The organism is Pseudomonas sp. CFBP 8772, assembly GCF_014841665.1.
Taxonomy (GTDB): domain Bacteria; phylum Pseudomonadota; class Gammaproteobacteria; order Pseudomonadales; family Pseudomonadaceae; genus Aquipseudomonas; species Aquipseudomonas graminis_B.
Map to the genome: position 1 here is coordinate 626,802 of NZ_JACYUI010000003.1, position 23,981 is coordinate 650,782.

Consider the following 23,981-nt stretch of genomic DNA (forward strand, 5'->3'; position numbering starts at 1 on the left):
ACAACTGGCTACGAGGTGAGCGAGCATTCTACTCGCTGTGCAGGTTTGCATAAATCGACTCTGCGAGCTTTTTGCTGATTCCCGGCGCCTTGGCGATTTCTTCGATGCTGGCACGGGACAATTCCTGAAGGCCGCCGAAGTGCTTGAGCAGGTCGCGGCGCCGGGTCGGGCCCACCCCTGCGACGCCTTCCAGGGTTGACGTTCGCCGGGTTTTACCGCGTCGCGCACGGTGCCCGGTGATGGCAAACCGGTGGGCTTCGTCGCGGATCTGCTGGATCAGGTGCAGCGCCGGAGAGTCGCCCTTGAGGGTGAACTCATGGGCCGCGTCGTTCAAGTACAACGTCTCGAAACCGGCCTTGCGCGTAGCGCCCTTGGCGACACCCAACAGAATCAGGTCGGGGATGGCCAGTTCGTTCATGACGTCGCGGGCCATACTCAACTGGCCCTTGCCCCCGTCCACCAGCAAGATGTCCGGCAATTTGCCCTCGCCGTCCTTGATGCGGCTGAAGCGACGCGTCAGTGCCTGGTGCATCGCGGCGTAGTCGTCCCCCGCCGTGATGCCTTCGATGTTGTAGCGGCGGTAATCGGACTTAATCGGGCCCTCGGGACCGAACACTACACAAGACGCCACCGTCGCTTCGCCACTGGAATGGCTGATGTCGTAGCATTCCAGGCGCTGCGGTGGTTCATCCAGCTTGAGCACTTGCGCCAGCGCTTCAAAGCGCGCGGTGACGTGTTGACGATTGGCGAGCCGCGCCATCAGTGCCTGCTCGGCATTGGTCACGGCCAGTTGCTGCCAGCGCGCACGGGTGCCACGCACCCGATGGCTGATGATGATTTCGCGGCCCCGTGAAGCATCGATCGCGTCGATCAGCGCGGGGAAATCCTCGCTGACCACGTTAACGATGACCTCCCCCGGCAGTTCGCGCTCGCCCCCGCCCAAAAAGTATTGGGCCAGGAAGGCCGACATGACTTCGCCCACCTCCTCCTCGATCCCGACCTGGGGGAAGAAATTCTTGCTGCCCAATACCCGCCCGCCACGCACGCTGATCAAGTGCACGCACGCGCCGCCCGGATTGACGAACGCCGCCACGACGTCGACGTCGCCAGTGCCGCCGTCCATGCTCTGCTGGTCCTGCACGCGGCGCAGCAGGCCGATCTGATCACGCAGCTCGGCGGCGTGCTCGAAATCGAGGTTCATCGCAGACTTTTCCATCAGCGCGTTGAGCTCGTCAGTGAGGGCATTGCTGCGCCCCTCGAGGAACATCACCGAGTGACGCACATCCTCGTTGTAGATCTGCGGCTCGACCAAGTTCACACAGGGCGCCTTGCAGCGCTTGATCTGATACTGCAGGCAAGGCCGAGTGCGGTTTTTGTAGAAGCTGTCTTCACACTGACGAACGTGGAAGGTCTTCTGCAGGATGCTCAGGCTTTCGCGGATCGCACCGGCGCTGGGGTAAGGCCCGAAATAGCGGCCCTTGGCCTTCTTGGCGCCGCGATGAATGCTCAGCCGGGGAAATTCGCCGTCAGACAGGTGCACATACGGGTAGGACTTGTCGTCGCGCAACAGGATGTTGTACGGCGGACGCGACTCCTTGATCAGGGTTTGTTCCAGCAGCAGCGCCTCGGTTTCATTGGCGGTGATGGTGGTTTCAACCTGAGCGATCCGCGCGACCAGCGCACCGGTTTTCGGTGCATGGCCGGTCTTGCGGAAATAGCTGGCGAGGCGCTGCTTTAAATTCTTGGCCTTGCCGACGTACAGCAGCTTGCCGTCGATATCGAACATCCGATAGACGCCGGGGCGGCCACTGCAGGTGGACAGAAAAGCACTGGGATCAAACGGTTGGGTCATTTATGCGCTGGCGTCGACCATGCCATGACGGACGGCCAGCAGGGCCAGCTCCACGTCACTGCTAATCGACAGCTTCTCGAATATGCGGTACCGGTAGGTATTCACGGTTTTGGGGGACAGGCAAAGCTTGTCGGAAATCGTCTGCACTTTCTGGCAGCCGACAATCATAAGGGCAATCTGAATTTCCCGCTCGGACAAGAGGTCGAACGGCGAATTGCTGGTCTGGGGCTGGAAGGATTTGAGCGCCAGTTGCTGGGCGATCTGCGGGCTGATGTAGCGCTGCCCGGCGAACACCAGGCGAATGGCCTGAACCATCTCGGTCAGACCGGCGCCTTTGGTCATGTATCCCGCCGCGCCCGCTTGCAGCAGGCGCGTAGGGAACGGGTCTTCTTCGCACACCGTGACCGCCACCACCTTCATGTCGGGATGGCTGCGGATGAGTTTGCGCGTGGCTTCCAGCCCGCCGATGCCAGGCATCTTGACGTCCATCAGCACGACGTCGGGTTTCAGCTCGCGGGCCTTCTGCAACGACTCTTCGCCGGACTCGGCCTGTCCCACCACCTGCAAGCCTTCGATGTCGGCCAACATGCGCGTGATACCTGTCCGAACCAGATCATGGTCATCGACAACCAGCACCCTAATCAAGCAGACACCTCACCGAACAATGCGTGGCGACGACCCGCCACGTTAGCGAAAAGAAAGTAAGCGACCTGCTCTGGAGCACTGCGAGTGCATGTGTACCAGATGATCTACAAAGAGGTTCACACGCTATCATCATCGACCGCAAAACTTGATAAAAATCTTCAAACGCCCGACCGTTGCATCGCCCGGATTGCCTTATAACTTCCTGTCCGGGGCGTAACTGCTCTGATATTCCGCCAGGGTCGTGGTTAACCGGCAGATGGCATCCTGTTCCTCCTTTCCCAGGCTGCGGTAACTCCCCACCATCCATTCTTCGTTTTCGCTCAGGCCGACAATGGGCACCGGAGTGCGGGAACCTGTCAGCACGTACAACACGTCGACACCGCGAGGGGCGACGCGGGCGAGATAATCGGCCTTGGGGGTGCGTTCACCGTTTTCGTACTTGCCCTGCGCGTTGGCTTCCACGCCACCGATCTCACCGAATGCGCGTTGTGAAAGCCCCAAGCGCTCGCGCTCTTCCCTAATTCGGGCACCTATTCCACTCATTTGGATGCATAACCTTGTTGACATCACTCTTTTGAGTGATAGAATCGAAATAATTTGAACGAACTTGAACGGTTTTGAACTATGCCCGGAATCCGTACCGCCGCACAAGCCAAGGCTTGGCTGGAACAGCAAGGCAAATCGGTTCAAGAGTTTGCCAGGGAGCACAACGTGGACCCGGCGACGACCTATCAAGTGTTGTCCGGGCGAAAGAAGGGACGCCGGGGCGAGTCCCACAGAGTCGCGGTGCTGCTGGGAATGAAGATCGGCGTGATACCGACCGCCGGATCGTCGGAAGTACCCGAAGACTGATTCATTTTTTTGGCCGTGTTGTGGGTTGCTTAAAAGCGTGTTGTCCCCAATCAGCCTGATTGTAATTTCCAATTGAAGAACCCGATCGGTCTGAAGTAAGCTCGGCGGCATTCCACGGAGTCAGACCATGTTGCGTTCCCTTTCCTTACAGTCGTTCAGCGCCGCCGACGGTTCACGTCAGGCTGAGCGTGCGGCTGCCTGGAATGCGAACGCGTCTGCCGCTCCTGCATCTTATTTTTATGGGTATTGGTTTAGCCACTGGCGCGCCTGATACCCAAACGGCGCCCTGAACTTCGGGACGCCCACCAGAGATAACTCTCACCCCCGGTCGGCTTCCCGACCGGGGGTTTTGTTTTTCTGGGCCACACACTTCTGACTGATTGATTCAAGGAGCTGCACATGAACCACCACTATTACCGCCACGACACCGACTTCGCCTGGCGATTTAGCAACCTCCGTTCGGGACAGCCTGCCGCCTCCGATCGGTCACTGACAGGTGGCATCGCCCTGCTCACAGCCAACCCGGCCAATTGTCGAACACCCCAGTAGGTCCGCGCGGGCAAACCCGCCGACCAGGAAGCCAGCACATGAATTCGCCCGTCGTCAGCAACACCCTCATCGATTTGCCCTCCGGCGTCGTCACTCTGAATGACAGCCGCCCTGCCCCGACACGCTTGCCCACGCCCTTCCAGCTGAAACATCAGCTGCCGCTGGACGCTGCCCTGACCGCCCAGGTCGCCGCCCACCGCCAGTCGATTCGCGCCATTCTCAACGGTGAAGATTCGCGCCTGCTGGTCGTTGTCGGCCCGTGCTCGATCCACGATCCCCACGCCGCTGTGGAATACGCCGAACGCCTGGCGCATCTCGCCGGCGAAGTCAGCGACCAGATGCTGCTGGTGATGCGCGCCTACGTCGAGAAGCCGCGCACTACCGTCGGCTGGAAAGGCCTGGCGTACGATCCCGCGCTGGACGGCAGTGACAACATGGCCGAGGGCCTTGCCCTGTCGCGGCAGTTGATGCGTGAGATGGTCCGGCTCGGCTTGCCGATCGCCACGGAGTTGCTGCAGCCGATGGCGGCGGGTTACTTCGATGATGTGTTGAGCTGGGTGGCCATTGGCGCAAGAACCACTGAATCGCAGATCCATCGGGAAATGGCCAGCGGCCTCGGCGTGCCCACGGGTTTCAAGAACGGCACCGACGGCGGCATCTCCGTGGCCTGCGACGCCATCCGCTCGGCGGCCCACGCCCACCGGCATTTCGGTATGGACCCACAGGGCCACCCGGCGATTATTGAGACGTCGGGCAATCCCGACACCCACATCGTGCTGCGCGGCGGCCACGGCGGGCCCAACTATGACGCCGCCAGCGTTGCAGCGGTGAATGCCAGCCTGGCGAAGCACCGCATGGCCGCGCGCATCATGGTCGATTGCAGTCACGCCAACAGCGGCAAGGATCCGCTGCGTCAGCCCGCCGTTTTCAACGACGTGCTGCAGCAACGGCTGGCCGGTGACCGGACACTGATCGGCATGATGCTGGAGAGTCACCTGTTCGAAGGCTGCCAGCCATTGAGTGCTCCCCTCAAATACGGCGTGTCGGTGACGGACGCGTGCCTGGGCTGGGATTCAACGGAACGCCTGCTGCGCGATGGCGTGAACAAACTGCGCTACAGGTAACATTTGCAAACGGGAAGCCGGTCGCAGCCGTGCGTCCGGCTTCCCGCAGAAGCGTCGTCGCCGTCAACTGCGGCCCGTGGCAGCGAAGACGCCCCTCGTGGGAAAGCGCCCCGCGCCCTCGGCGTATTTGCACCGTAACGCCCGCGCCTTTTCCGGCCTCCCCGGCACGCAACGTCTGGAGCGATCAAACGCTCGCCACGACCTGCACTGACCGGCGCATGGCCATACTCCGCTGCGCCCTCCGCCCATGACCTTCGCTGGTTAAGCTCGATCCTTCTTTTATATCGAAGGAATGATCGACATGTACAAGGAAGTCACCACCAAATACCCCATCTTGCTGGTCCACGGGCTGTTTGGCTTTGACCGGATCGGCAAGGTCGAAATGTTCCACGCCATCCCCCAGGCGCTCGAGCAAGCCGGATGCAGGGTCCACGTGCCGGCGCTGTCCGGCGTCCACGACAACGAAATTCGCGGGGAGCAGTTGATTGATCAGATCGAACGCTTCCTGCGCCGCACCGGTTACCTGAAGGTCAACCTGATCGGGCACAGCCAGGGCGCGCTGACCTCCCGCTATGCCGCTGCGATGCGTCCGGATATCGTGACGTCGGTCACTTCCGTGAGCGGCCCCAATCACGGATCGGAGGTGGCCGACCGGGTACGTCGGGCGCTGACGCCCGGGCAGATGCCTGAAGCGGTGGCGTCGCGGCTGACCGCAGGTTTTGCCCACTTCCTGGCGCTGCTGAGTGGTAACTCGGACCTTCCCCAGGATCCGGTTCAGGCACTGGATGCGCTGACGACCGAGGGCGTCGCGGCCTTTAACCGCAGGTATTCCCAGGGACTGCCCGCAACATGGGGCGGCGAAGGCGCCGAACGGGTCAACGGCGTTCATTATTACTCGTGGAGCGGGTGCATCGATGGCTCGCTGTTTTCCGAGGGCCGCAATGCCCTGGACCCGCTGCACCTGGCGCTGCGCAGTTATGCACTGCTGTTCGAAAAGGAGGCTGCGTCCAATGACGGCCTGGTCGGCCGCTTCAGCTCTCACCTGGGCAAGGTGATCCGCTCCGACTATCCGATGGACCACGTGGATTCGATCAACCAGAGTGCCGGTCTGGTCCGCAAGCAGGTGGACCCGGTGAAGCTGTACGTGGATCACGCCGCTCTGCTGTTCCGCAAAGGGCTTTGACCGACGATGTCGTCTGTCACGGGCCGTCAAAGGCGCCTGAACTTTCTCGGGAAACGAGGCCCTTATTCCGGTACGCTTCGTTTCTTTTTTTCACAGGAGTCACCCAAAATGGCCAAAGCCACTGCCCGCCACATCCTCGTTTCCAGCGAAGACAAGTGCAACGAACTCAAAACGCAGATCGAAGGCGGCGCTGATTTTGCTGAAGTCGCAAAATCCAATTCCAGCTGCCCGTCCAGCCGTCAAGGCGGCGACCTCGGCTCCTTCGGCCCCGGTCAAATGGTCAAGGAATTCGACACCGTGGTGTTCAGCGCGCCGCTGAACGTTGTTCAGGGCCCGGTGAAAACCCAGTTCGGTTATCACCTGCTGGAAGTGACCAGCCGCCAGGACTGATCCTCCGCGCTGCTGCACCAACGGCCCGCCCTTGAAAGCGGGCCGTTTGTTTATCCGATGCCCGCTCGGCAATGCATTGTCCGGTTACAAACACGCCGGCTTTGCGGTACCTTGCCTGCGGGGCAATCAATAAAAAACCGGACCGGCCACCCCGCGCCGTCATGACCTTCAACCCAGATGTTGCTCGCCGATGTCAGTCAGGATTCGTGCAATGCGTTTTGTTTTGTCATCGCTGATGGTCGCAACACTCGTCCTCGTTTCTGGTTTTCAGGTTTTATCCGCCGCCCCTCAACACGCATTGACCGTTTACGGCGAGGCGCCGCGTTACCCGGCGAACTTCGGGCATTTCGATTACGTGAATGCCGACGCCCCCAAAGGCGGAAGCATGCGCCGCTCGGCCCAGGAAATCGGTCAGTTCGATCACATCATGCCGTACCTCGACAAAGGCACCGGCGTGGCCCAGGTCAACGGCTTGCTGTACTCGCCCCTGGCGGTCAGGTCGCTGGACGAGCCCTACACCGTTTATGGCCTGATCGCAGAGAAAATGGAGCGCGCCCCCGACGGCCTGTCATTGCGTTTCTACCTGAGCCCCAAGGCTAAGTTTTCCGACGGCTCGGCCATCACCGCCGAGGACGTGCGCTTCACCTACAACCTGCTGATGACCCAGGGCAGCCTGTCGTACCGCACCGAGTTTCAAGACGTCAAAGGCGTCGAAGTCGAGTCGCCGACGCAGATCCGCTTTGATTTCAAAAGCAGTGAGAGCCGCACTTTGCCGCTGGATCTGGCCTCGCTGCCGGTGTTTCCCGAGCATTGGTGGAAAGACCGCGATTTTGCCAACGGCGGGGGCTTCGAGATTCCGGTGGGCAGCGGCCCGTATCGCATCGGCAAGGTCGACCCCGGGCGCAGCATCACCCTCGAACGCAACCCGGACTGGTGGGGCAAGGACCTGCCGGTCAATCGCGGCCTGTACAACTTCGATCAGTTCAGCGTCGAGTATTTCGGCGACACCGACGTCGCCCGCCAAGTGCTGCGCGGTGGCGGTTATGACTACAACCGCGAATATTCCGCCACGGGTTACTCCATCGGCTACGACAGCCCGGCGTTGACCGAAGGCCGCTTGCAGCGGGCGCACCTGGCCAAGGGCGCGGTGCAGAGCTCTCAGGGTTTCATCTTCAATCTGGACCGTCCGAAATTTCAGGATCGCCGCGTGCGTCAGGCGCTGGCGATGCTGTGGGATTTCGAATGGACCAACAAACAGATGATGCGCAACGTGTACGTGCGCCAGAACAGCTACTTCTCCAACAGTGACCTGGCGGCAACGGCCCTGCCCACCGAGTCCGAGCTGAAGATCCTTGAACCGCTGCGCGGTCAGGTGCCGCCGGAAGTGTTCACCACCGTCTTCCAGACCCCGAAAACCGATGGCAGCGGCTTCATTCGCGACAAACAGCTGCAAGCCCTGGCGTTGCTCGAAGAAGCAGGCTGGATGCCCCGGGGGGACAAGCTGGTCAACGCCCAGGGCGAACCGTTGAGTTTTACCTTCCTCAACGGGCAGAGCGGCTTCGAGAAAATCCTGTTGCCGTACAAGCGCAATCTGGCGCAGATCGGCATTGATTTCGAAATCCGCCGCATCGACTCGGCGCAGTACCTGAACCGGGTCATGGCCCGGGATTACGACATGATCGTCACCGGCTACGGCGTTTCGACCTCCCCGGGCATGGAGCTGTACAACAACTTCGGCTCGAAAGTCGCCACCGATTCCGGCTCCAGCAACTACATGGTCTTGCGCAACCCGGCCGTCGACACCCTGATCGAAGGCCTGGCCAAAGCCGACAGCAAGCCGGCGATGGTGGATTACGCCCATGCCCTGGACCGGGTGCTGCAGTGGGGCTTCTACTGGATTCCCAACTATTACCCGCCCGGCTCGTCCACGGTGTGGTGGAACCGTTTCGGCATTCCCAAGGTGCAGGCCAGCAACAGCGAAGCCATCGATACCTGGTGGGAAGTCAGCCCCCAGGCACTGACCAACGAACAGTTCGCCCAGCAACGGGGCGCTTCGGCCATTCCCTCGGAGGTCAAGTAATGCTCGGCTACCTGATGAGGCGCCTGCTGCTGATCATTCCGACGCTGCTGTGCATTCTGCTGGTCAACTTCTTTATCGTGCAGGCGGCGCCCGGCGGCCCCGTCGAGCAAGCCATCGCCAAGCTGCAAGGCGTCGCGGGCGGCACCATCGGCGCAGGCCACACCGAAACCATGAACGCCGGGCAGTCCCGGGCCAGTCGCGGGCTCGACCCCAAGCTGATCAAGGAAATCGAGCACCAGTACGGTTTTGACAAGCCTCTGCATGAGCGCCTGTGGCTGATGCTGAAGAACTACGCGCAACTGGATTTCGGCAACAGCTTCTTTCGCGGCGCCAAGGTCACGGACCTGATCCTGCAAAAGATGCCCGTCTCCATCTCGCTGGGGCTGTGGGCAACGCTGATCACCTACCTGGTGTCGATCCCGCTGGGCATTCGGAAGGCGGTCAAGCACGGCAGTCACTTTGATATCTGGAGCAGCACGGCCATTATCATCGGTTACGCGATGCCGGCCTTTCTGTTCGCCATGCTGCTGGTGGTGCTGTTTGCCGGCGGCACGTCGCTGAGCTGGTTCCCGGTCCGCGGGCTGGTGTCCGAGAACTTTGATCAACTGAGCACTCTGGGCAAGATCGCCGACTACTTCTGGCACCTGGTGTTGCCGGTCACGTCGCTGGTCATTGGCGGTTTTGCAACGCTGACCATTCTGACCAAAAACTCCTTCCTGAACGAAGTCACCCGCCAGTACGTGGTGACCGCCCGGGCCAAGGGGCTGAGTGAGCGACGGGTCCTCTACGGCCATGTGTTCCGCAACGCCATGTTGCTGATCGTGGCGGGCATTCCCCAGGCGTTCATCAGTGTGTTCTTCGCCGGTTCGTTGATGATCGAAGTGATCTTCTCCCTCGATGGCCTCGGCCGCATGAGCTACGAAGCCGCGGTGTCGCGGGATTACCCGGTGGTGTTCGGCTCGCTGTTCATCTTCACGCTGTTCGGGTTGCTGATAAAGCTGGTCGGAGACATCTGCTACACCCTGGTCGACCCCCGGATCGACTTCAGCGCGAGGAATGCGTGATGCGCAGACTGTCTCCGGTGGCTCGCCGTCGTTTCGAGCGCTTTCGCAACAACCGCCGCGGCTGGTGGTCGCTGTGGCTGTTTTGCGGGCTGCTCGTGCTCAGCCTGTGCGGCGAGCTGATTGCCAACGACAAACCCCTGGTGCTGAGTTATCAGCATGAGCTGTACTTCCCCGCCTTCAAGCGCCACACCGAGCAGGAATTCGGCGGCCAACTGCCCTTTCAGCCGGACTACCGCAGCGACTACGTGCGCCAGCTGATCAGCAAGGGCGATGGCTGGATGCTGTTTCCGCCGATTCCGTTCAGTGATGACACACCCAACTATGACCTGAACAAACCGGCGCCGAGCCCGCCCTCCTCAATCAACTGGCTGGGCACCGACGATCAGGCCCGGGACGTGCTGGCCCGGGTCATTTTCGGCGCGCGGGTATCGATTCTGTTTGCCCTGGCGTTGACGTTCATCAGCGCGCTGATCGGCATCGCAGCCGGCGCGTTACAGGGCTATTACGGCGGCTGGGTGGATTTGATCGGACAGCGCCTGCTGGAAGTCTGGTCTGGCCTACCGGTGCTGTACCTGCTGATCATCCTGTCGGGCTTCGTCGAGCCAAACTTCTGGTGGCTGCTGGGGATCATGGCGCTGTTTTCATGGCTGGCGCTGGTAGACGTGGTGCGCGCCGAATTCCTGCGCGGGCGCAATCTGGAATACGTCAAAGCGGCGCGGGCGCTGGGGCTGAGTGATCGCAAGGTGATCCTGCGGCACATTCTGCCCAACGCGATGAACGCCACCCTGAGCTATCTGCCGTTCATCCTCACCGGGGCGATTTCCACGCTGACCGCGCTCGACTTCCTCGGCTTCGGCATGCCCGCCGGCAGCGCGTCACTGGGCGAGCTGATTGCCCAGGGCAAACAGAACCTGCAAGCGCCATGGCTCGGTTTCACGGCATTTTTCACACTGGCGCTGATACTGTCGCTGCTGGTGTTTATTGGCGAGGCCCTGCGGGATGCCTTCGACCCGAGGTCCTGAGATGTCCGAAAACCTGATCGAAATCCGCGACCTTTCGGTGTCGTTCAACGGGCACACCGTGGTCAAGCACCTCAGCCTGGACATCCCGGCCGGCGAGTGCCTGGCACTGGTCGGCGAGTCGGGCTCGGGCAAATCGGTGACCGCCCATTCGATCCTGCAACTGCTGCCCCAGGCCGGCACGCTGAGCACCGGCAGCATTCGCTATCGCGGCAAAGAGTTGCTCGGCGCCGATGGCAACGTCATGCGCGAGCTGCGCGGCAATCAGATCGCGATGATCTTTCAGGAGCCAATGACCTCGCTGAACCCTCTGCACACGGTGTCCCGGCAGATCGGCGAGACCTTGTTGCTGCACAAGGGCATGGCAGGCAAGGCGGCCCAGGCAAGGATCATCGAGCTGCTGGAGCTGGTCGGCATTCAGCATCCGAAGAAGCGCCTGAAGGCTTACCCCCACGAATTGTCCGGCGGCCAGCGCCAGCGGGTGATGATCGCCATGGCGCTGGCCTGCGAGCCGGAACTGCTGATTGCCGATGAGCCCACCACGGCGCTGGATGTGACGGTGCAGCGCAAGATCCTGCTGCTGCTCAAACAGCTCCAGCAACGGCTGAACATGTCGCTGTTGCTGATCAGCCACGACCTGAATCTGGTGCACAGCATCGCCCAGCGGGTGTGCGTGATGCGCGCCGGGGAAATCGTCGAGCAGTCCAACTGCCAGTCGCTGTTCAAAAACCCGCAACACGCCTACAGCCGCTTGCTGCTGGACGCCGAACCGGCGGGCGAGCCGTTACCCCGGGACACCCGCGAGAAGGTGCTGGAAGTCGATAACCTGCGCGTCTGGTTCTCCCTCGGCGGCGGGATTTTCAACCGGCACCACGAATACCTGAAAGCGGTCGATGACATCAGTCTCAGCATCGAGCGCGGCAAAACCCTGGGCATCGTTGGCGAATCCGGCTCGGGCAAGTCGACACTCGGTCAGGCCATCCTGCGCTTGCTCGAGTCCCGTGGCAGTATCCGCTTCAAGGGTCACGCGCTGGACAGCCTGAATCAAAAGCAGATGCGCCCATGGCGCAAGCAGATGCAGGTGGTTTTCCAGGACCCTTACGGCAGCCTCAGCCCGCGCATGTCGGTGGCACAGATCATCAGCGAAGGGCTGGAAGTCCACAGCGACCTGGACCAGGCCAGCTGTGAGGCCGAAGTGATCCGCGCGCTGGAAGAAGTCGGCATCGACCCGTCGAGCCGGCACCGTTACCCCCATGAGTTTTCCGGCGGGCAGCGGCAGCGGATCGCCATTGCCCGCGCGCTGGTGCTCAAACCTGCCCTGATACTGCTCGACGAACCGACGTCTGCGCTGGACCGCACGGTGCAGAAACAGGTCGTCGCGTTGTTGCGGCAATTGCAGGAGCGGCATGGCCTGACCTATCTGTTTATCAGCCACGACCTGGCCGTGGTCAAGGCGCTGGCCCATGACCTGATCGTGGTCAAGGACGGCAAAGTGGTCGAGCGCGGCGCGAGCCACGACGTGTTCGATGCGCCGCAGCACCCTTACACCCGGGAATTGCTGGCGGCGGCCCACCCCGGTTTCAATTGAAGCTCGCCCCAAACAGTAGTCTGTGCGGCCAGATGCCGAGGAACAGGATGGATGGAACCGCACATGAACGACAACGAAAGCCTGAAGGATTACCGGCGCGTTCGGCGGCTGGCGATCCGCTCGCTGTTTGAGATCATCGAGCAGTCCAGCGAGGGCACGGTCATCGTCGACCGCGACGCGCGCATCGTCTGGATCAACGAGCGCTACGCCCGCCGCTTTGGCCTGGAGGACCCGAGCCGCGCGGTGGGCCAGCCCTGTGAGCAGGTGATTCCCGGCAGCCTGCTGCGTCAGGTGGCGAGCAACGGCCAACCGATTCTGCTGGACATGATGGACACGGCGAAGGACCCGCTGGTGGTCATGCGCCTGCCGATCCATGACGACGGCGGCGCGGTGATCGGCGCCATCGGCTTCGCACTGTTCGATGAGCTACAGGCCCTGTCGCCGCTGCTCAAGCGCTATTCGAACATGCAGCAGGAGCTGGCCTCGACCCGCTCGCTGCTGCGCGCCCGGCAAGCTAAATACACCTTCACCCACTTTATCGGCACCAGCGCCGCCAGCCTGGAAGTCAAACGCCGCGCCCGTCGCAGTGCCAGTACCGATTCCCCGGTGTTGCTGCTTGGTGAGACCGGCACCGGCAAGGAGCTTCTGGCCCACGCCGTGCACAACAGCTCGCCTCGGGCGCACAAACCCTTCATCAGCATCAACAGCGCGGCGATTCCCGAGGCGTTGCTGGAGGCGGAATTCTTCGGCACGGCCCCGGGCGCGTTTACCGGCGCCGATCGCAAGGGGCGCCACGGCAAATTGCACCTGGCCGAGGGCGGCACGCTGTTTCTCGACGAAATCGGCGACATGCCCCTGCCATTGCAAAGCAAGTTGCTGCGGGTGCTGCAGGAAAAAGAATACGAGCCGGTGGGCTCCAACGCGATGATCAAAAGCGATGTGCGCGTGATCGCCGCGACCTCCACCGACCTTGAAGCGGCGATCAAGCGCGGCGAGTTTCGCGCCGACCTGTATTACCGGCTGAGTGTATTGCCCATAAAAGTGCCGCCGTTGCGCGAACGTCTGGATGACATCCCAGCGCTGGCCGAGGCGATCCTTGAGGACCTTCACAGCCATCACGAACTGGCCCCCGCGGCCTTGGTGGCCCTCGCGCAGCACGCCTGGCCCGGCAATATCCGCGAGCTGCGCAACGTGCTCGAACGTGCCGCGCTGCTCAGCGACGATCTGCAGCTCAGCCCCGGCGACATTCGCGCCGCCATCGGTACGCTGGTGCCGGTCGCCAGCCCGCCGGTGGCAGCGTGGTCCGCGTTCAATGACCAGACCTATAGCGAGGCGCGCCAGCATTTCGACCGGGAGCTGATTCAGGCAAAGCTGGCCCAGTGCGCGGGGAACGTGGTGCTCGCGGCACGGCAGCTAGGGTTGGGCCGTTCGACGCTGTACAAGAAGATGGCCGCGCTGGGCATCGCCGAGTCTCCATAAAGAGACTGGCTGTCTACCTTCCGGGATAACGGGCACAGGTTCCCGCACTAGAGCGGCTGCCACCCCGACACGATCGCTTTGGCGGTCCCCGTTCCGGCCTTAACCGTCCCATTATCGGGACGCACAGGACCCCCGCCATCACCCATTTCAGCTAAACCTCATCATAATCAGCCACTTAGCGCGATGGCATGAATGTAGCTATACCTCCTGTTGCGCGGCCTCGCCGCACCCAAAACAAAAACATCAGGAGACACTCGATGAGTGTGATCATCGCTTTAGCGGCGCTTACGCTGCTGATGCTGGCTGCCTACCGGGGTTACAGCGTTATCCTCTTTGCCCCCATCGCGGCCCTTGGCGCCGTACTGCTCACCGACCCCTCTGCCGTGGCCCCCGCCTTCACCGGCGTGTTCATGGACAAGATGGTCGGCTTCGTCAAACTCTACTTTCCGGTGTTTCTGCTCGGTGCCGTGTTCGGCAAGCTGATCGAGCTGTCGGGCTTTTCGCGCTCCATCGTGGCCGCCGCCATTCGCATGCTCGGCACCCGCCAGGCGATGCTGGTGATCGTGCTGGTCTGCGCGCTGCTGACCTACGGCGGCGTGTCGCTGTTCGTGGTGGTGTTCGCGGTCTACCCGTTCGCCGCCGAGATGTTCCGCCAGAGCAACATTCCCAAACGGCTGATTCCGGCGACCATCGCCCTGGGTGCGTTTTCGTTCACCATGGACGCCCTGCCCGGCACGCCGCAAATCCAGAACATCATCCCCTCGACCTTCTTCAACACCACGGCGTGGGCGGCGCCGTGGCTGGGGCTGATTGGCACGGCGTTCGTGTTCAGCGTCGGCATGCTGTTTCTGCAGCGCCAGCGCAACAAGGCCCAGCGTGCCGGCGAAGGCTACGGCACCGAGCTGCGCAACGAGCCGGACACCCCGGCCGATATCGCGCTGCCCAACCCGTGGATCGCGCTGGCGCCGCTGTTGCTGGTCGGGATCATGAACCTGCTGTTTACCCAGTGGATTCCCCAGTGGTACGGCAAGACTCACACCCTGGCGCTGCCGGGCATGGCCACGCCAGTGCAGACCGACATCGCCAAGATCACCGCGATCTGGGCCGTGGAAGCGGCGTTGCTGGCGGGCATTGTGTTTGTGCTGCTGTTCGCCTTCAGGACGGTGAAATCCAAGCTGGCCGAGGGCAGCAAGGGTGCGGTCAGTGGCGCACTCCTGGCGGCGATGAACACGGCGTCGGAATACGGTTTCGGCGCTGTGATTGCTTCGTTGCCCGGATTCCTCGTGCTGGCCGACGGACTGAAGAGCATTCCCAACCCGCTGGTCAACGAAGCGATTACCGTGACGCTGCTGGCCGGGATCACCGGGTCGGCGTCCGGGGGCATGAGCATTGCCCTGGCGGCGATGTCCGACAGCTTTATCGCGGCGGCCCATGCGGCGAACATTCCGCTGGAGGTGTTGCACCGCGTCGCGGCCATGGCCAGCGGCGGCATGGACACCCTGCCGCACAACGGCGCGGTCATCACCCTGCTGGCGGTCACCGGCCTGACCCACCGCGAGGCCTACAAGGACATCTTCGGCATCACGATTATCAAGACGCTGGCAGTGTTCGTGGTGATCGGCGTTTTCTATGCAACCGGCATCGTATGAGGAATTGAACATGAGTCTGCAAGGCAAAACCGCACTGGTCACCGGCTCTACCAGCGGCATCGGCCTGGGCATCGCGCTGACGCTGGCCAAGGCCGGCGCACATCTGGTGCTCAACGGCTTCGGCGATGCGTCGGCGGTGATCGAGCAGGTCAAGCAGTACGGCGGTAAGGTCGGCCACCACCCGGCGGACGTCAGCGATGTCGCGCAGATCGCCGACATGATTGCCTACGCCGAGCGCGAATTCGGCGGCGTCGACATTCTGGTCAACAACGCGGGCATTCAGCACGTCGACGCGGTGGAGGATTTCCCCGTCGAGAGCTGGGACAAGATTATCGCCATCAACCTGTCGTCGGTGTTTCACAGCACGCGGTTGTGCCTGCCGGGCATGCGTGCCAAGGGTTGGGGTCGGATCGTGAACATTGCCTCGGTGCATGGCCTTGTCGGTTCGACGGGCAAGGCGGCGTATGTGGCGGCCAAGCACGGCGTCATTGGCTTGACCAAGGTGGTCGGGCTGGAAACCGCGGCAAGCAATGTCACTTGCAACGCCATCTGCCCGGGCTGGGTGCTGACGCCGCTGGTGCAGAAGCAGATCGACGATCGCGCCGCGCAGACCGGCGATGTGGAAAAGGCCAAGCATGACCTGCTGGCGGAAAAGCAGCCATCGCTGGAATTCGTGACGCCTTCGCAGTTGGGGGAGCTGACGTTGTTTCTGTGCAGCGAAGCCGGCGCGCAGGTGCGTGGCGCGGCGTGGAATATCGATGGAGGGTGGCTGGCGCGATAAGGGCGGCAAGCCCTGTAGCACCGGCTTTAGCCGGGAAGACGTCGGTCGCTACACCTCAAATGTGTGGTGTTCATACCGACCTCTTCCCGGCTAAAGCCGGTCCTGCAAGGGAAGGCGTCAGTGATGACACCGCAAAATCCTCGCCGAGGAAACCTCAATTCCCCGGCTCGTCCCGCTCGTCCACCAGCCCCCAATCCTTCACATTCACCTGCGCGGCAGGCTGGGGCGCACGGGGGGCGCTGGCGATGGTCGATGGCCCGTCCTCGCTGTGCAGTTTCAACCGCAGGCGCACGTTGTTGGCCGAATCCGCGTTCTTCAGGGCTTCGTCTTCAGTGATTGCGCCTTCCACCGCCAGGTCATACAGCGCGTTGTCGAAGGTCTGCATGCCGAGGTTGGTGGACTTCTCCATGATGCCCTTAAGCTCGGTCAACTCGTTGCGGTGGATCAGGTCGCGAATCGTCGGCGTGCCCAGCATCACCTCCACTGCCGCACGGCGCTTGCCGTCAGTGGTCTTGACCAACCGCTGGGAGACGAACGCCTTGAGGTTGTTGCCCAAGTCATGCAACAGCTGGGGACGGCGTTCTTCAGGGAAGAAGTTGATGATGCGGTCCAGCGCCTGGTTGGCGTTGTTGGCGTGCAGCGTCGAAATCGCCAGGTGGCCGGTGTCGGCAAAGGCCAGCGCGTGCTCCATGGTTTCGCGGTCGCGGATCTCGCCGATGAGGATCACGTCCGGCGCCTGACGGAGGGTGTTCTTCAGCGCCGCATGGAAGCTGCGCGTGTCGACGCCCACTTCCCGCTGATTGATGATCGAGCGCTTGTGTTTGTGGATGAACTCCACCGGGTCTTCGATGGTGATGATGTGGCCGCTGGCGTGACGGTTGCGGTGGTCGATCAGCGCGGCCAGCGACGTCGATTTACCCGAACCGGTGGCGCCGACGAACAGCACCAGGCCGTGCTTTTCCATGATCACATCGAGCAGGACCGGCGGCAGGTGCAGGTCTTCGAATTTGGGGATGTCGAGCTTGATGTTGCGCGCCACGATTGACACTTCGTTGCGCTGCTTGAAGATGTTGATCCGGAATCGCCCGACACCGGACAGGGAAAACGCCAGGTTCATTTCCAGGTCGCGTTCGAAATCCACGCGCTGTTCGGCGTCCATGATGCCGTTGGCAATCACCGCGACGTCACCGGGCTTGAACGCTTCGGTGCCCAGCGGCTTGAGCACGCCATTGAACTTGGCGCAGGGGGGCGCGCCGGTGGACAGGTAAAGGTCCGATCCATCCTGGGTGGCAAGCACCTTCAACAACGCCGGAAAATCCATAAGGCAACACCGCACATGAGGTTTGAGGAGACTGCAGGCCTACAGGTTGTGGACCTTCGACCGGTTTTAACGTTCGGGCTGTTTGCTGGCCGGGGCAAGGCCCTTGAACAGCCGGGTCAGGGCCGTCTGAAAAGCCGGGTCAGGCCTGTCTCAGCGCCGAGCCACACGTTCGTCCGGTCAAGGTGTGGGAAATTACCCGAAATCGCGCAGCAAAGGCATAATGCGCGGCTTTTTTATCGAGACGTCCGGTACCCCATGAAAGCCCAAGCCCGCCACATTCTGGTCAAGACCGCTGAAGAAGCCGAGCAACTGAAGCAGCGCATTGCCAAGGGCGAAGCGTTTGACGTACTGGCGAAGAAGTATTCGACCTGCCCGAGCGGCAAGCGCGGCGGGGATCTGGGTGAAGTGCGACCGGGCCAGATGGTCGGCGCGATTGACCAGGTGATTTTCAAAAAACCGTTGCGGACCGTGCATGGTCCGGTCAAAAGCAAATTCGGGTATCACCTGGTGCAGGTGTTTTATCGGGATTGAGGGTTGGGGCCGGAATGTGTAGCGGTCGTTCTGGCCCCTTGCCTGACCCTTGCCTTAGTAGGACTGGCTTTAGCCGGGAACAGGCGGGATTGAGCACCCTCGATTTTGCGGTGTGTCGCCTGGCCCCTTCCCGGCTGAAGCCGGTACTACAGGGTGTGCGCGGCCCTACGCAGGGTTCTCGGCCCTGCCTCAAACCGGCATCACACTCCTCGGGATCAACGCCCCCGGGTGCTGAATCACCAGGCTCGCCAACTGATGCCCGGCGTTGGCCGCATCTTTCGGACCGCCGCCGCGCAAACGCCGAGCCAGATAGGCCGCGCTGAAGGAATCCCCCGCCGCCGTGGTATCGATGACTTTCTGCACGGCGTGCGCAGGCACTTCGTAACGCCGGTCGTCGACGCTCACGAGACAGCTCTGCGCCCCGCGCTTGACCACCACTTCGCTGACACCCAGGTCGCGGTAGGTCTGCAAAATTTCCTCGCCGTCGGCGTAATCGAACAGCGCCTGCTCGTCCTCCTCGGTCAGCAGGGCCAGATCCACTTCGTGCATGACCGCGCGATACGCCTGCCGCGCTTGCTCGACACTGCGCCAGAGGCGCGGGCGGTAGTTGTTGTCGAACACCACCCGCGCGCCACGGTCCCGGGCATCGGCGAGGGTCGACAGCAGCCGCGCCCGACCCGTCTCCCCCAGCACCGCCAGGGTGATGCCGCTGAAATACAGCACGTCGTAATCCGGCAGCGCGGCCAGCACCGGCTCCGCCGCCGGCGTGGTGAAGCATTCGCGCACCGCCGCCTCGTTGCGCCAGTACAGGAAACGCCGCTCGCCGTTGGCGTCGGTTTGAATGCAATACAGCCCCGGCAGCCGCCCCGGCAGACGCTGGACCCGACTCAGGCCAATGCCCTCCTCCGTCCAGACCTGGCACATGGCGTCGCTGAAACTGTCATCGCCCAGCGCCGTGACGTAATCCACCTGCGCCGCCGAACCCAGCAGCCGCGACAGGTACACCGCCGTATTCAGCGTGTCGCCGCCGAAGCTCTGCTTGAGCGTGCCGTTGGCGTGCTGTTGCAACTCGATCATGCATTCGCCGATCAGGGCGACGCGCGGGTAGCTGTGACTGACCATTTCACTCATTGCAGACTCCTGTCAGAAGCAGGTATCGAAGGATTCGATGACGCGCAGGTCATCGCCGACCAGGCACCCCGTGCGCCATTTGTCGAAGGTCAGGCACGGGTGCGAGGTGCCGAACGAAACGATATCGCCGACCTTCAACTCGCAGCCCGGCGCGACGGTCATGAACGCATGCTGATCCATCACCGCCGTGACGGTGCAGGCGCTGACGTCCTCGCCAGTCGCCGGCACCGCCCCTGGCGCATAGCGCTTGATCGGGTTGGGCATGCCGGCGTCGAACGCCACGTCGCGCTTGCCCATGGCAATCACCGCAAAACCCGGCTCGGGCATCGACTGCACGTGGGCCCAGACTTCCATCGCCGGCCGTAAGCCTTCGCTGAGGTCGTGGCGTCGGTCGAGCACGCAGCACTGCGCGTCTTTGTAGATGCCGTGGTCGTGGACCACGTAACTGCCGGGGCGCAGCACGCTGAGGAAACGCTCGCGCACCTGTTGCTTGTCGAATTCCTCGGCGATCAGGTCGTACCAGGCCGAACCCGAGGCAGTGACGATCGGGCGATCCAGGGCAAACGCGCCCTTGTCCTGCAGGGTCACGGCCAGCCGCACCAGCGATGTGGCGAACGCGCGAATGCCGCTCACCGCCTGGTCGCCATGGATCACGCCTTCGTAGCCCTCGATGCCGGTCAGCTTCAGCGCCGGTTGCGCCGCAATGGCGTCGGCCAGGGCCATGACCTCGGCTTCGCTGCGGCAGCCGCAACGCCCACCGACCACGCCGTACTCGATCATCACATTGAGGGTCAGGCCCTTGGCGGCGAAGAACTCGCCCAGCGCCTTGACGTTGTCCGGGTGGTCGACCATGCAATGAAAGTCGAACATCCCGTCCGTGAGCATCTCGGCGATGAGCGCCATGTTCGGCGCGCCGACCAACTGGTTAGCCATCAGCACCCGACGCACGCCGTGGGCATAGGCCGCGCGGGTCTGCACCGCCGTGGCGAGGGTCATGCCCCAGGCGCCGTGCTGCAACTGCCGCAGAAACAGCGCCGGCACCATGCTGGTCTTGCCGTGGGGCGCCAGTTCGGCGCCACTGTCGCTGACGAACTTCTGCATCCAGCGCAGGTTGTGCTCCAGCGCCGTGTCGTGGATGACCAGCGCGGGCAGGCTGACGTCGCGCACCAGGTGGTCGCCGGGTTGCGTGGCGCCTTTTTCGATCGCGGCAATGCTCATCTCTGTTCTCCTGAATTTTTTGTTCGTGTGTGCCGCGACGCTATTCGATGACGCGCCGGGCCAGGCCGTTGGCGCTGTCGATCAACACGCGCCGGTAATGATCGTAGTGGGCCGTGGCGTCGGCCCGCGGGGCGACGATGCACAGGGTCGCGATGCAGATGCCCTGTTTGTCCCGCACGGGTGCGGCGAAGCAATGGGTGAAGGTGTCGGCGATGCTGTCGAAGGAAAAGAAGCCGTCGTCGTGGGCCTTGCGGATCTCGGCGAGAAACGTCTCGACCGGCAGGCGCGTGCCGTCCGGGAGGATGAAGTCCTCGTCGTCGATCAGGTCGATGATCGCCTGATCCGTGAGGTGCCCGAGCAGCAGGCGTCCCGACGCGGTCCACGGGATCGGCGCGTCCTCGCCGATGTCGGACGAAATACGAAAATGCCGCGCGCCCTCTTTCATCAAGGCGACGGTGTATTTGCGGCCGTTGAGCAGGCACATCTGCGCGGTTTCCCGGGTCTGCTCGACGATTTCACCCAGGCTGACCTCGGCCTCGCGGGTGAAGTCGAAATGACGCAGATGCGCCTGCCCGAGGAAATACAACTGCCGCCCCAGGTAGACGTGGCCGTCCTTGCCGACGGTCTCGAGGATCCTTCGTTCCAGCAGCGAACTGACCAATTCGTACACCGTCGATTTCGGGCTGCCGATGCCGCTGGCGATCTCGTTCGGCCGCATAGGCGTGCCGGTTTCCTTGAGGAAATCGAGAATATCGAACGCTCGGTCTAAACCACGGGCCCGGCGTTTGATGTCTTCGGTCATGAGAGCGGCTCCAAGCTTAACGGCGCGGATGCAAAAACGCCTTCAGCCTTTGAATGTGGGGGTGGGCATGTTAGCTGCAAGCTTCAAGCGGCAAGTTGCATCAGCGCTCTCCCGACTTGCAGCTTGCAGCTTATAGCTTGCCGCTTTCAGCTCGCCTCACTTCTTCTTGTAGGCAATGCAATCGATCTCGACTTTGCAGTCGACCATCATGCTGGCCTGCACGCAGGCGCGGGCCGGTGCGTGTTCCGGGGAGAAGTACTCGCCGAAGACCTTGTTGAAGCTCCAGAAATCACGCGGGTCTTCCAGCCACACGCCGACGCGCACCACGTCCTCCAGGCCGTAGCCGGCCTCGGTCAGAATCGCCACCAGGTTCTGCAGGGTCTTGTGGGTCTGCTCGACGATCCCGCCGTTGATGATCTCACCGTTTTCGGCCGGCACCTGCCCTGACACATGCAGCCAGCCATCGGCTTCGACGGCGCGGGCGAATGGACGTGGCTGGCCGCCACCTGCGGTACTGCCGGCGCCGTAACGAGTAATGCTCATGAAAATCTCCTTTGAGTGAGCGTCTTAAAAACGAATGTTCTTGAGGAATTCAGCCAGACGCGCTGACTTGGGTTGTTCGAATAATGCCTTGGGTGGGCCCTGCTCTTCGATGCGGCCCTGATTCATGAACACGATCTGATCGGACACCTCATAGGCGAAGCGCATCTCGTGGGTCACCAGCAGCATGGTCATGCCCTCTTCCGCCAGGCCCTTGATCACGCTGAGCACCTCACCGACCAACTCCGGGTCCAGCGCTGAGGTGACTTCATCGAACAGCATCAGGCTCGGGTTCATGGCGATGGCCCGGGCAATCGCCACGCGCTGCTGCTGACCGCCGGAGAGCTGGCCGGGAAAGTGATTGCGCCGCTCCAGCAGGCCAACGCGGTCCAGCCACTTTTCGGCCAGGGCGATGGCTTGGTCCTTGGGCAGCTTCTTCACTTTGAGCAAGCCGAGGGTGACGTTCTGCAGCGCGGTCAGGTGCGGAAACAGGTTGAACTGCTGAAACGCCATCCCGGTCATCGCGCGGTGCCGGGCGATGAGCTTTTCCGGGTGGCGCACGCGCTTGCCACTGACGTCGCTGTAGCCGATGTCCTGACCTTCCAGACGAATGTGCCCGCCCTGAAACTCTTCCAGCAGATTGACGCAACGCAGCAGCGTGGTTTTGCCCGAGCCGCTGGAGCCGATCAGCGTGACCACGTTGCCCTTGTTCATCTTCAGGTCGACGCCCTTGAGCACTTCAACCGGGCCATAGGATTTGTGCAGCCCTTCGATGCTCAACAGAGCCGGGGCGGCAGGTGCGGTTTGAGTCTGTGTCATGGCAAGGCCACCCGTTTTTCGATTTGCCGCCCGAGAAGCTCGATGGCGTAGTTGATGACAAAGAAGAGAAATCCCGCGAACAGGTAAAACTCGAGGGTCATGAAGTTGCGCGCGATGACCTGCTGGGTGCTGAGCAGCAGCTCGGCCACGCCGATCACCGAGAGCAGGGTCGAGGCCTTGACGATCTCCGTCGAGGAATTAACCCAGGTCGGCAAGATCTGCCGCAATGCCTGGGGCAGCAACACATAGCTGAGGGACTGGGGGAACGTCAGGCCGATGGCCTTGCCGGCTTCCAGCTGCCCGCGCGGGATGGCCTGCAAGGCACCGCGCACGATCTCGGCGACGTGGGAGCCGCAAAACAGCGTCAACCCCAGCGCACCGGCCTGAAACGCGCCGATCTGCCAGCCCAACGCTGGCGCCATGTAAAAGCAGGCCAGCACCAGCACAAACACGGGCGTGCCGCGAATCAGATCCACGTAGGCGCGAAACGGCAGGCGCGCCCACCATTTGCCGTAGGTTAGGATCAGCCCGGCAAATACGCCGATCACCGTCCCGAACACGATCGCCAGGCCCGCGCATTGCACGCTAGTGAGAAACCCGGCCCACAGCGCCTCCCGCGCGACCCACAATTCATGCAACCAACTGGGTTGTTCGTACATGGTCCGGGCCTCCTAGCGGCGAATCGCCAGACGCTGCTCGAGGTAGCGCAGCAGCATGGCAATGAGGTAACAGGCCGCGACGTACAGCGCCGTGGTCACCAGCCAGGTTTCAATCACCCGGTAGCTCTCGACGTTGATCTTGCGCGCGTAATAGGTCAGTTCCGGCACCGCGATGGCAGCGGCCAGCGACGTGTCCTTGAACAGCGAAATGAAGTTGTTCGACAGCGCCGGCAGCACGTTGCGCAACATCACCGGCACGACGATGTACGCGCGCACCTGCCATTCGCCGAGGCCGATCGCCAGCCCCGCTTCGCGCTGGCCCTTGTGGATGCTCAGCAGGCCTGCGCGGAACACTTCGGTCAGGTACGCACCGGCGTACAGCGACAGGGTGACGATGAACGACGGGATCTTGTCCAGACGAATGCCCAGGCTGGGCATGGCAAAGTAAATCAACAGGATCAGCACCAGAATCGGCGTGTTGCGCACCACGGTCACGTAAATCGACGCGACGATCCGCAGGGCGCGGTAGCGGGACAGCATCGCGAATGCTGCCAGCATGCCGATGACGCAACCGATGGCGATGGAAATCAGGGCCAGTTCCAGGCCGAGCCCCAGCCCCGCCAGCAGACTGGGGAAATCCCGCCAGACCGCTGCAAAATTCAGCTGATAATTCATGGTCAGCAGTACCTGGGGCGGGACGGCATC

General features: G+C 62.3%; 23 protein-coding genes. 12 read left to right on the forward strand and 11 right to left on the reverse strand.

Translation table 11 applies throughout. From position 1 onward, the window contains the following. Positions 1-28: 28 nt before the first annotated feature. From uvrC to IFT99_RS09605, 3 genes are all read right to left on the reverse strand, one after another. Positions 29-1,852 (reverse strand): excinuclease ABC subunit UvrC, encoded by a 1,824-nt coding sequence (gene uvrC, locus IFT99_RS09595; protein ID WP_192131878.1) that lies wholly within the window; start codon positions 1,850-1,852, stop codon positions 29-31. Next, positions 1,853-2,497, reverse strand: coding sequence for a response regulator transcription factor GacA (gene gacA, locus IFT99_RS09600; RefSeq protein ID WP_065990451.1), 645 nt, complete (start codon positions 2,495-2,497; stop codon positions 1,853-1,855). It lies immediately after the preceding gene. Between the two features lie 192 nt (positions 2,498-2,689). Beyond that, positions 2,690-3,040: a helix-turn-helix domain-containing protein gene (locus IFT99_RS09605; RefSeq protein ID WP_065990449.1), complete on the reverse strand. Its 351-nt coding sequence runs from the start codon at positions 3,038-3,040 to the stop codon at positions 2,690-2,692. Positions 3,041-3,121: 81 nt separating this feature from the next. Between IFT99_RS09605 and IFT99_RS09610 the strand changes: the two genes are divergently transcribed. The 11 genes from IFT99_RS09610 to IFT99_RS09660 all read left to right on the forward strand — a co-directional run bounded on the left by IFT99_RS09610 (position 3,122) and on the right by IFT99_RS09660 (position 16,255). Further along, positions 3,122-3,349: a DNA-binding protein gene (locus IFT99_RS09610; protein ID WP_192131880.1), complete on the forward strand. Its 228-nt coding sequence runs from the start codon at positions 3,122-3,124 to the stop codon at positions 3,347-3,349. A 587-nt stretch (positions 3,350-3,936) separates the two neighbouring features. Beyond that, positions 3,937-5,022, forward strand: a complete 1,086-nt coding sequence (locus IFT99_RS09615; protein WP_192131882.1) for a 3-deoxy-7-phosphoheptulonate synthase — start codon at positions 3,937-3,939, stop codon at positions 5,020-5,022. A 301-nt stretch (positions 5,023-5,323) separates the two neighbouring features. Further along, positions 5,324-6,205: an esterase/lipase family protein gene (locus IFT99_RS09620; RefSeq protein ID WP_192131884.1), complete on the forward strand. Its 882-nt coding sequence runs from the start codon at positions 5,324-5,326 to the stop codon at positions 6,203-6,205. 108 nt (positions 6,206-6,313) lie between these two features. Beyond that, positions 6,314-6,595 carry a peptidylprolyl isomerase gene (locus IFT99_RS09625; RefSeq protein WP_065990442.1) on the forward strand — a complete coding sequence of 94 codons (282 nt, stop codon included), beginning with the start codon at positions 6,314-6,316 and terminating at the stop codon, positions 6,593-6,595. Positions 6,596-6,806: 211 nt separating this feature from the next. Then, positions 6,807-8,675 carry an extracellular solute-binding protein gene (locus tag IFT99_RS09630; RefSeq protein ID WP_192131886.1) on the forward strand — a complete coding sequence of 623 codons (1,869 nt, stop codon included), beginning with the start codon at positions 6,807-6,809 and terminating at the stop codon, positions 8,673-8,675. Next, the gene (locus tag IFT99_RS09635) at positions 8,675-9,739 is read left to right on the forward strand and encodes a microcin C ABC transporter permease YejB (protein ID WP_192131888.1); all 1,065 of its coding nucleotides are present in this window, start codon (positions 8,675-8,677) and stop codon (positions 9,737-9,739) included. The genes IFT99_RS09630 and IFT99_RS09635 overlap by 1 nt, the downstream gene beginning before the upstream one ends. Then, the gene (locus tag IFT99_RS09640) at positions 9,739-10,761 is read left to right on the forward strand and encodes an ABC transporter permease (RefSeq protein WP_192131890.1); all 1,023 of its coding nucleotides are present in this window, start codon (positions 9,739-9,741) and stop codon (positions 10,759-10,761) included. Before IFT99_RS09635 ends, IFT99_RS09640 begins: the two co-directional genes overlap by 1 nt. 1 nt (position 10,762) lies before the next feature. After that, on the forward strand, positions 10,763-12,346 hold the full coding sequence (locus IFT99_RS09645) for an ABC transporter ATP-binding protein (RefSeq protein WP_065990434.1): 1,584 nt from the start codon (positions 10,763-10,765) through the stop codon (positions 12,344-12,346). Between the two features lie 63 nt (positions 12,347-12,409). Beyond that, on the forward strand, positions 12,410-13,825 hold the full coding sequence (locus IFT99_RS09650; RefSeq protein WP_192131892.1) for a sigma-54 interaction domain-containing protein: 1,416 nt from the start codon (positions 12,410-12,412) through the stop codon (positions 13,823-13,825). 257 nt (positions 13,826-14,082) lie between these two features. Further along, a complete protein-coding gene (locus IFT99_RS09655; RefSeq protein ID WP_192131893.1) occupies positions 14,083-15,474 on the forward strand; it encodes a GntP family permease in 1,392 nt (463 codons plus the stop codon). Between the two features lie 10 nt (positions 15,475-15,484). Beyond that, on the forward strand, positions 15,485-16,255 hold the full coding sequence (locus IFT99_RS09660) for a 3-hydroxybutyrate dehydrogenase (protein ID WP_065990430.1): 771 nt from the start codon (positions 15,485-15,487) through the stop codon (positions 16,253-16,255). 154 nt (positions 16,256-16,409) lie between these two features. On the opposite strand, the gene IFT99_RS09665 is transcribed toward IFT99_RS09660, so the two are convergent. Further along, the gene (locus IFT99_RS09665; RefSeq protein ID WP_065990428.1) at positions 16,410-17,576 is read right to left on the reverse strand and encodes a PilT/PilU family type 4a pilus ATPase; all 1,167 of its coding nucleotides are present in this window, start codon (positions 17,574-17,576) and stop codon (positions 16,410-16,412) included. A 255-nt stretch (positions 17,577-17,831) separates the two neighbouring features. Here IFT99_RS09665 and IFT99_RS09670 point away from each other — a divergent pair, with 255 nt between their 5' ends. Further along, positions 17,832-18,107, forward strand: coding sequence for a peptidylprolyl isomerase (locus tag IFT99_RS09670; protein ID WP_037009819.1), 276 nt, complete (start codon positions 17,832-17,834; stop codon positions 18,105-18,107). Between the two features lie 189 nt (positions 18,108-18,296). Here IFT99_RS09670 and IFT99_RS09675 read toward each other — a convergent pair whose 3' ends face one another. The 7 genes from IFT99_RS09675 to IFT99_RS09705 all read right to left on the reverse strand — a co-directional run bounded on the left by IFT99_RS09675 (position 18,297) and on the right by IFT99_RS09705 (position 23,951). Then, on the reverse strand, positions 18,297-19,238 hold the full coding sequence (locus IFT99_RS09675) for a sugar kinase (protein WP_192131895.1): 942 nt from the start codon (positions 19,236-19,238) through the stop codon (positions 18,297-18,299). A gap of 12 nt (positions 19,239-19,250) precedes the next feature. After that, positions 19,251-20,456 (reverse strand): amino acid deaminase, encoded by a 1,206-nt coding sequence (locus tag IFT99_RS09680; protein WP_192131897.1) that lies wholly within the window; start codon positions 20,454-20,456, stop codon positions 19,251-19,253. A 40-nt stretch (positions 20,457-20,496) separates the two neighbouring features. Then, positions 20,497-21,258 carry an IclR family transcriptional regulator gene (locus tag IFT99_RS09685; protein WP_065990421.1) on the reverse strand — a complete coding sequence of 254 codons (762 nt, stop codon included), beginning with the start codon at positions 21,256-21,258 and terminating at the stop codon, positions 20,497-20,499. A 156-nt stretch (positions 21,259-21,414) separates the two neighbouring features. Then, positions 21,415-21,801 carry a RidA family protein gene (locus IFT99_RS09690; protein ID WP_065990419.1) on the reverse strand — a complete coding sequence of 129 codons (387 nt, stop codon included), beginning with the start codon at positions 21,799-21,801 and terminating at the stop codon, positions 21,415-21,417. Between the two features lie 24 nt (positions 21,802-21,825). After that, on the reverse strand, positions 21,826-22,617 hold the full coding sequence (locus tag IFT99_RS09695) for an amino acid ABC transporter ATP-binding protein (RefSeq protein WP_065990418.1): 792 nt from the start codon (positions 22,615-22,617) through the stop codon (positions 21,826-21,828). Then, on the reverse strand, positions 22,614-23,276 hold the full coding sequence (locus tag IFT99_RS09700) for an amino acid ABC transporter permease (RefSeq protein ID WP_065990416.1): 663 nt from the start codon (positions 23,274-23,276) through the stop codon (positions 22,614-22,616). Before IFT99_RS09700 ends, IFT99_RS09695 begins: the two co-directional genes overlap by 4 nt. Before the next feature lie 12 nt (positions 23,277-23,288). After that, complete coding sequence (locus IFT99_RS09705) at positions 23,289-23,951, reverse strand: amino acid ABC transporter permease (RefSeq protein ID WP_065990414.1); 663 nt, start codon at positions 23,949-23,951, stop codon at positions 23,289-23,291. Positions 23,952-23,981: the final 30 nt, after the last annotated feature.

Bases quoted from the DNA above. Each gene is read 5' to 3' on its own strand.
- uvrC (WP_192131878.1), bottom strand. From the start codon at position 1,852: ATGACCCAACCGTTTGATCCCAGTGCTTTTCTGTCCACCTGCAGTGGC.
- IFT99_RS09605 (WP_065990449.1), bottom strand. From the start codon at position 3,040: ATGAGTGGAATAGGTGCCCGAATTAGGGAAGAGCGCGAGCGCTTGGGG.
- IFT99_RS09610 (WP_192131880.1), top strand. From the start codon at position 3,122: ATGCCCGGAATCCGTACCGCCGCACAAGCCAAGGCTTGGCTGGAACAG.
- IFT99_RS09615 (WP_192131882.1), top strand. From the start codon at position 3,937: ATGAATTCGCCCGTCGTCAGCAACACCCTCATCGATTTGCCCTCCGGC.
- IFT99_RS09620 (WP_192131884.1), top strand. From the start codon at position 5,324: ATGTACAAGGAAGTCACCACCAAATACCCCATCTTGCTGGTCCACGGG.
- IFT99_RS09625 (WP_065990442.1), top strand. From the start codon at position 6,314: ATGGCCAAAGCCACTGCCCGCCACATCCTCGTTTCCAGCGAAGACAAG.
- IFT99_RS09630 (WP_192131886.1), top strand. From the start codon at position 6,807: ATGCGTTTTGTTTTGTCATCGCTGATGGTCGCAACACTCGTCCTCGTT.
- IFT99_RS09635 (WP_192131888.1), top strand. From the start codon at position 8,675: ATGCTCGGCTACCTGATGAGGCGCCTGCTGCTGATCATTCCGACGCTG.
- IFT99_RS09640 (WP_192131890.1), top strand. From the start codon at position 9,739: ATGCGCAGACTGTCTCCGGTGGCTCGCCGTCGTTTCGAGCGCTTTCGC.
- IFT99_RS09645 (WP_065990434.1), top strand. From the start codon at position 10,763: ATGTCCGAAAACCTGATCGAAATCCGCGACCTTTCGGTGTCGTTCAAC.
- IFT99_RS09650 (WP_192131892.1), top strand. From the start codon at position 12,410: ATGAACGACAACGAAAGCCTGAAGGATTACCGGCGCGTTCGGCGGCTG.
- IFT99_RS09655 (WP_192131893.1), top strand. From the start codon at position 14,083: ATGAGTGTGATCATCGCTTTAGCGGCGCTTACGCTGCTGATGCTGGCT.
- IFT99_RS09660 (WP_065990430.1), top strand. From the start codon at position 15,485: ATGAGTCTGCAAGGCAAAACCGCACTGGTCACCGGCTCTACCAGCGGC.
- IFT99_RS09665 (WP_065990428.1), bottom strand. From the start codon at position 17,576: ATGGATTTTCCGGCGTTGTTGAAGGTGCTTGCCACCCAGGATGGATCG.
- IFT99_RS09670 (WP_037009819.1), top strand. From the start codon at position 17,832: ATGAAAGCCCAAGCCCGCCACATTCTGGTCAAGACCGCTGAAGAAGCC.
- IFT99_RS09675 (WP_192131895.1), bottom strand. From the start codon at position 19,238: ATGAGTGAAATGGTCAGTCACAGCTACCCGCGCGTCGCCCTGATCGGC.
- IFT99_RS09680 (WP_192131897.1), bottom strand. From the start codon at position 20,456: ATGAGCATTGCCGCGATCGAAAAAGGCGCCACGCAACCCGGCGACCAC.
- IFT99_RS09685 (WP_065990421.1), bottom strand. From the start codon at position 21,258: ATGACCGAAGACATCAAACGCCGGGCCCGTGGTTTAGACCGAGCGTTC.
- IFT99_RS09690 (WP_065990419.1), bottom strand. From the start codon at position 21,801: ATGAGCATTACTCGTTACGGCGCCGGCAGTACCGCAGGTGGCGGCCAG.
- IFT99_RS09695 (WP_065990418.1), bottom strand. From the start codon at position 22,617: ATGACACAGACTCAAACCGCACCTGCCGCCCCGGCTCTGTTGAGCATC.
- IFT99_RS09700 (WP_065990416.1), bottom strand. From the start codon at position 23,276: ATGTACGAACAACCCAGTTGGTTGCATGAATTGTGGGTCGCGCGGGAG.
- IFT99_RS09705 (WP_065990414.1), bottom strand. From the start codon at position 23,951: ATGAATTATCAGCTGAATTTTGCAGCGGTCTGGCGGGATTTCCCCAGT.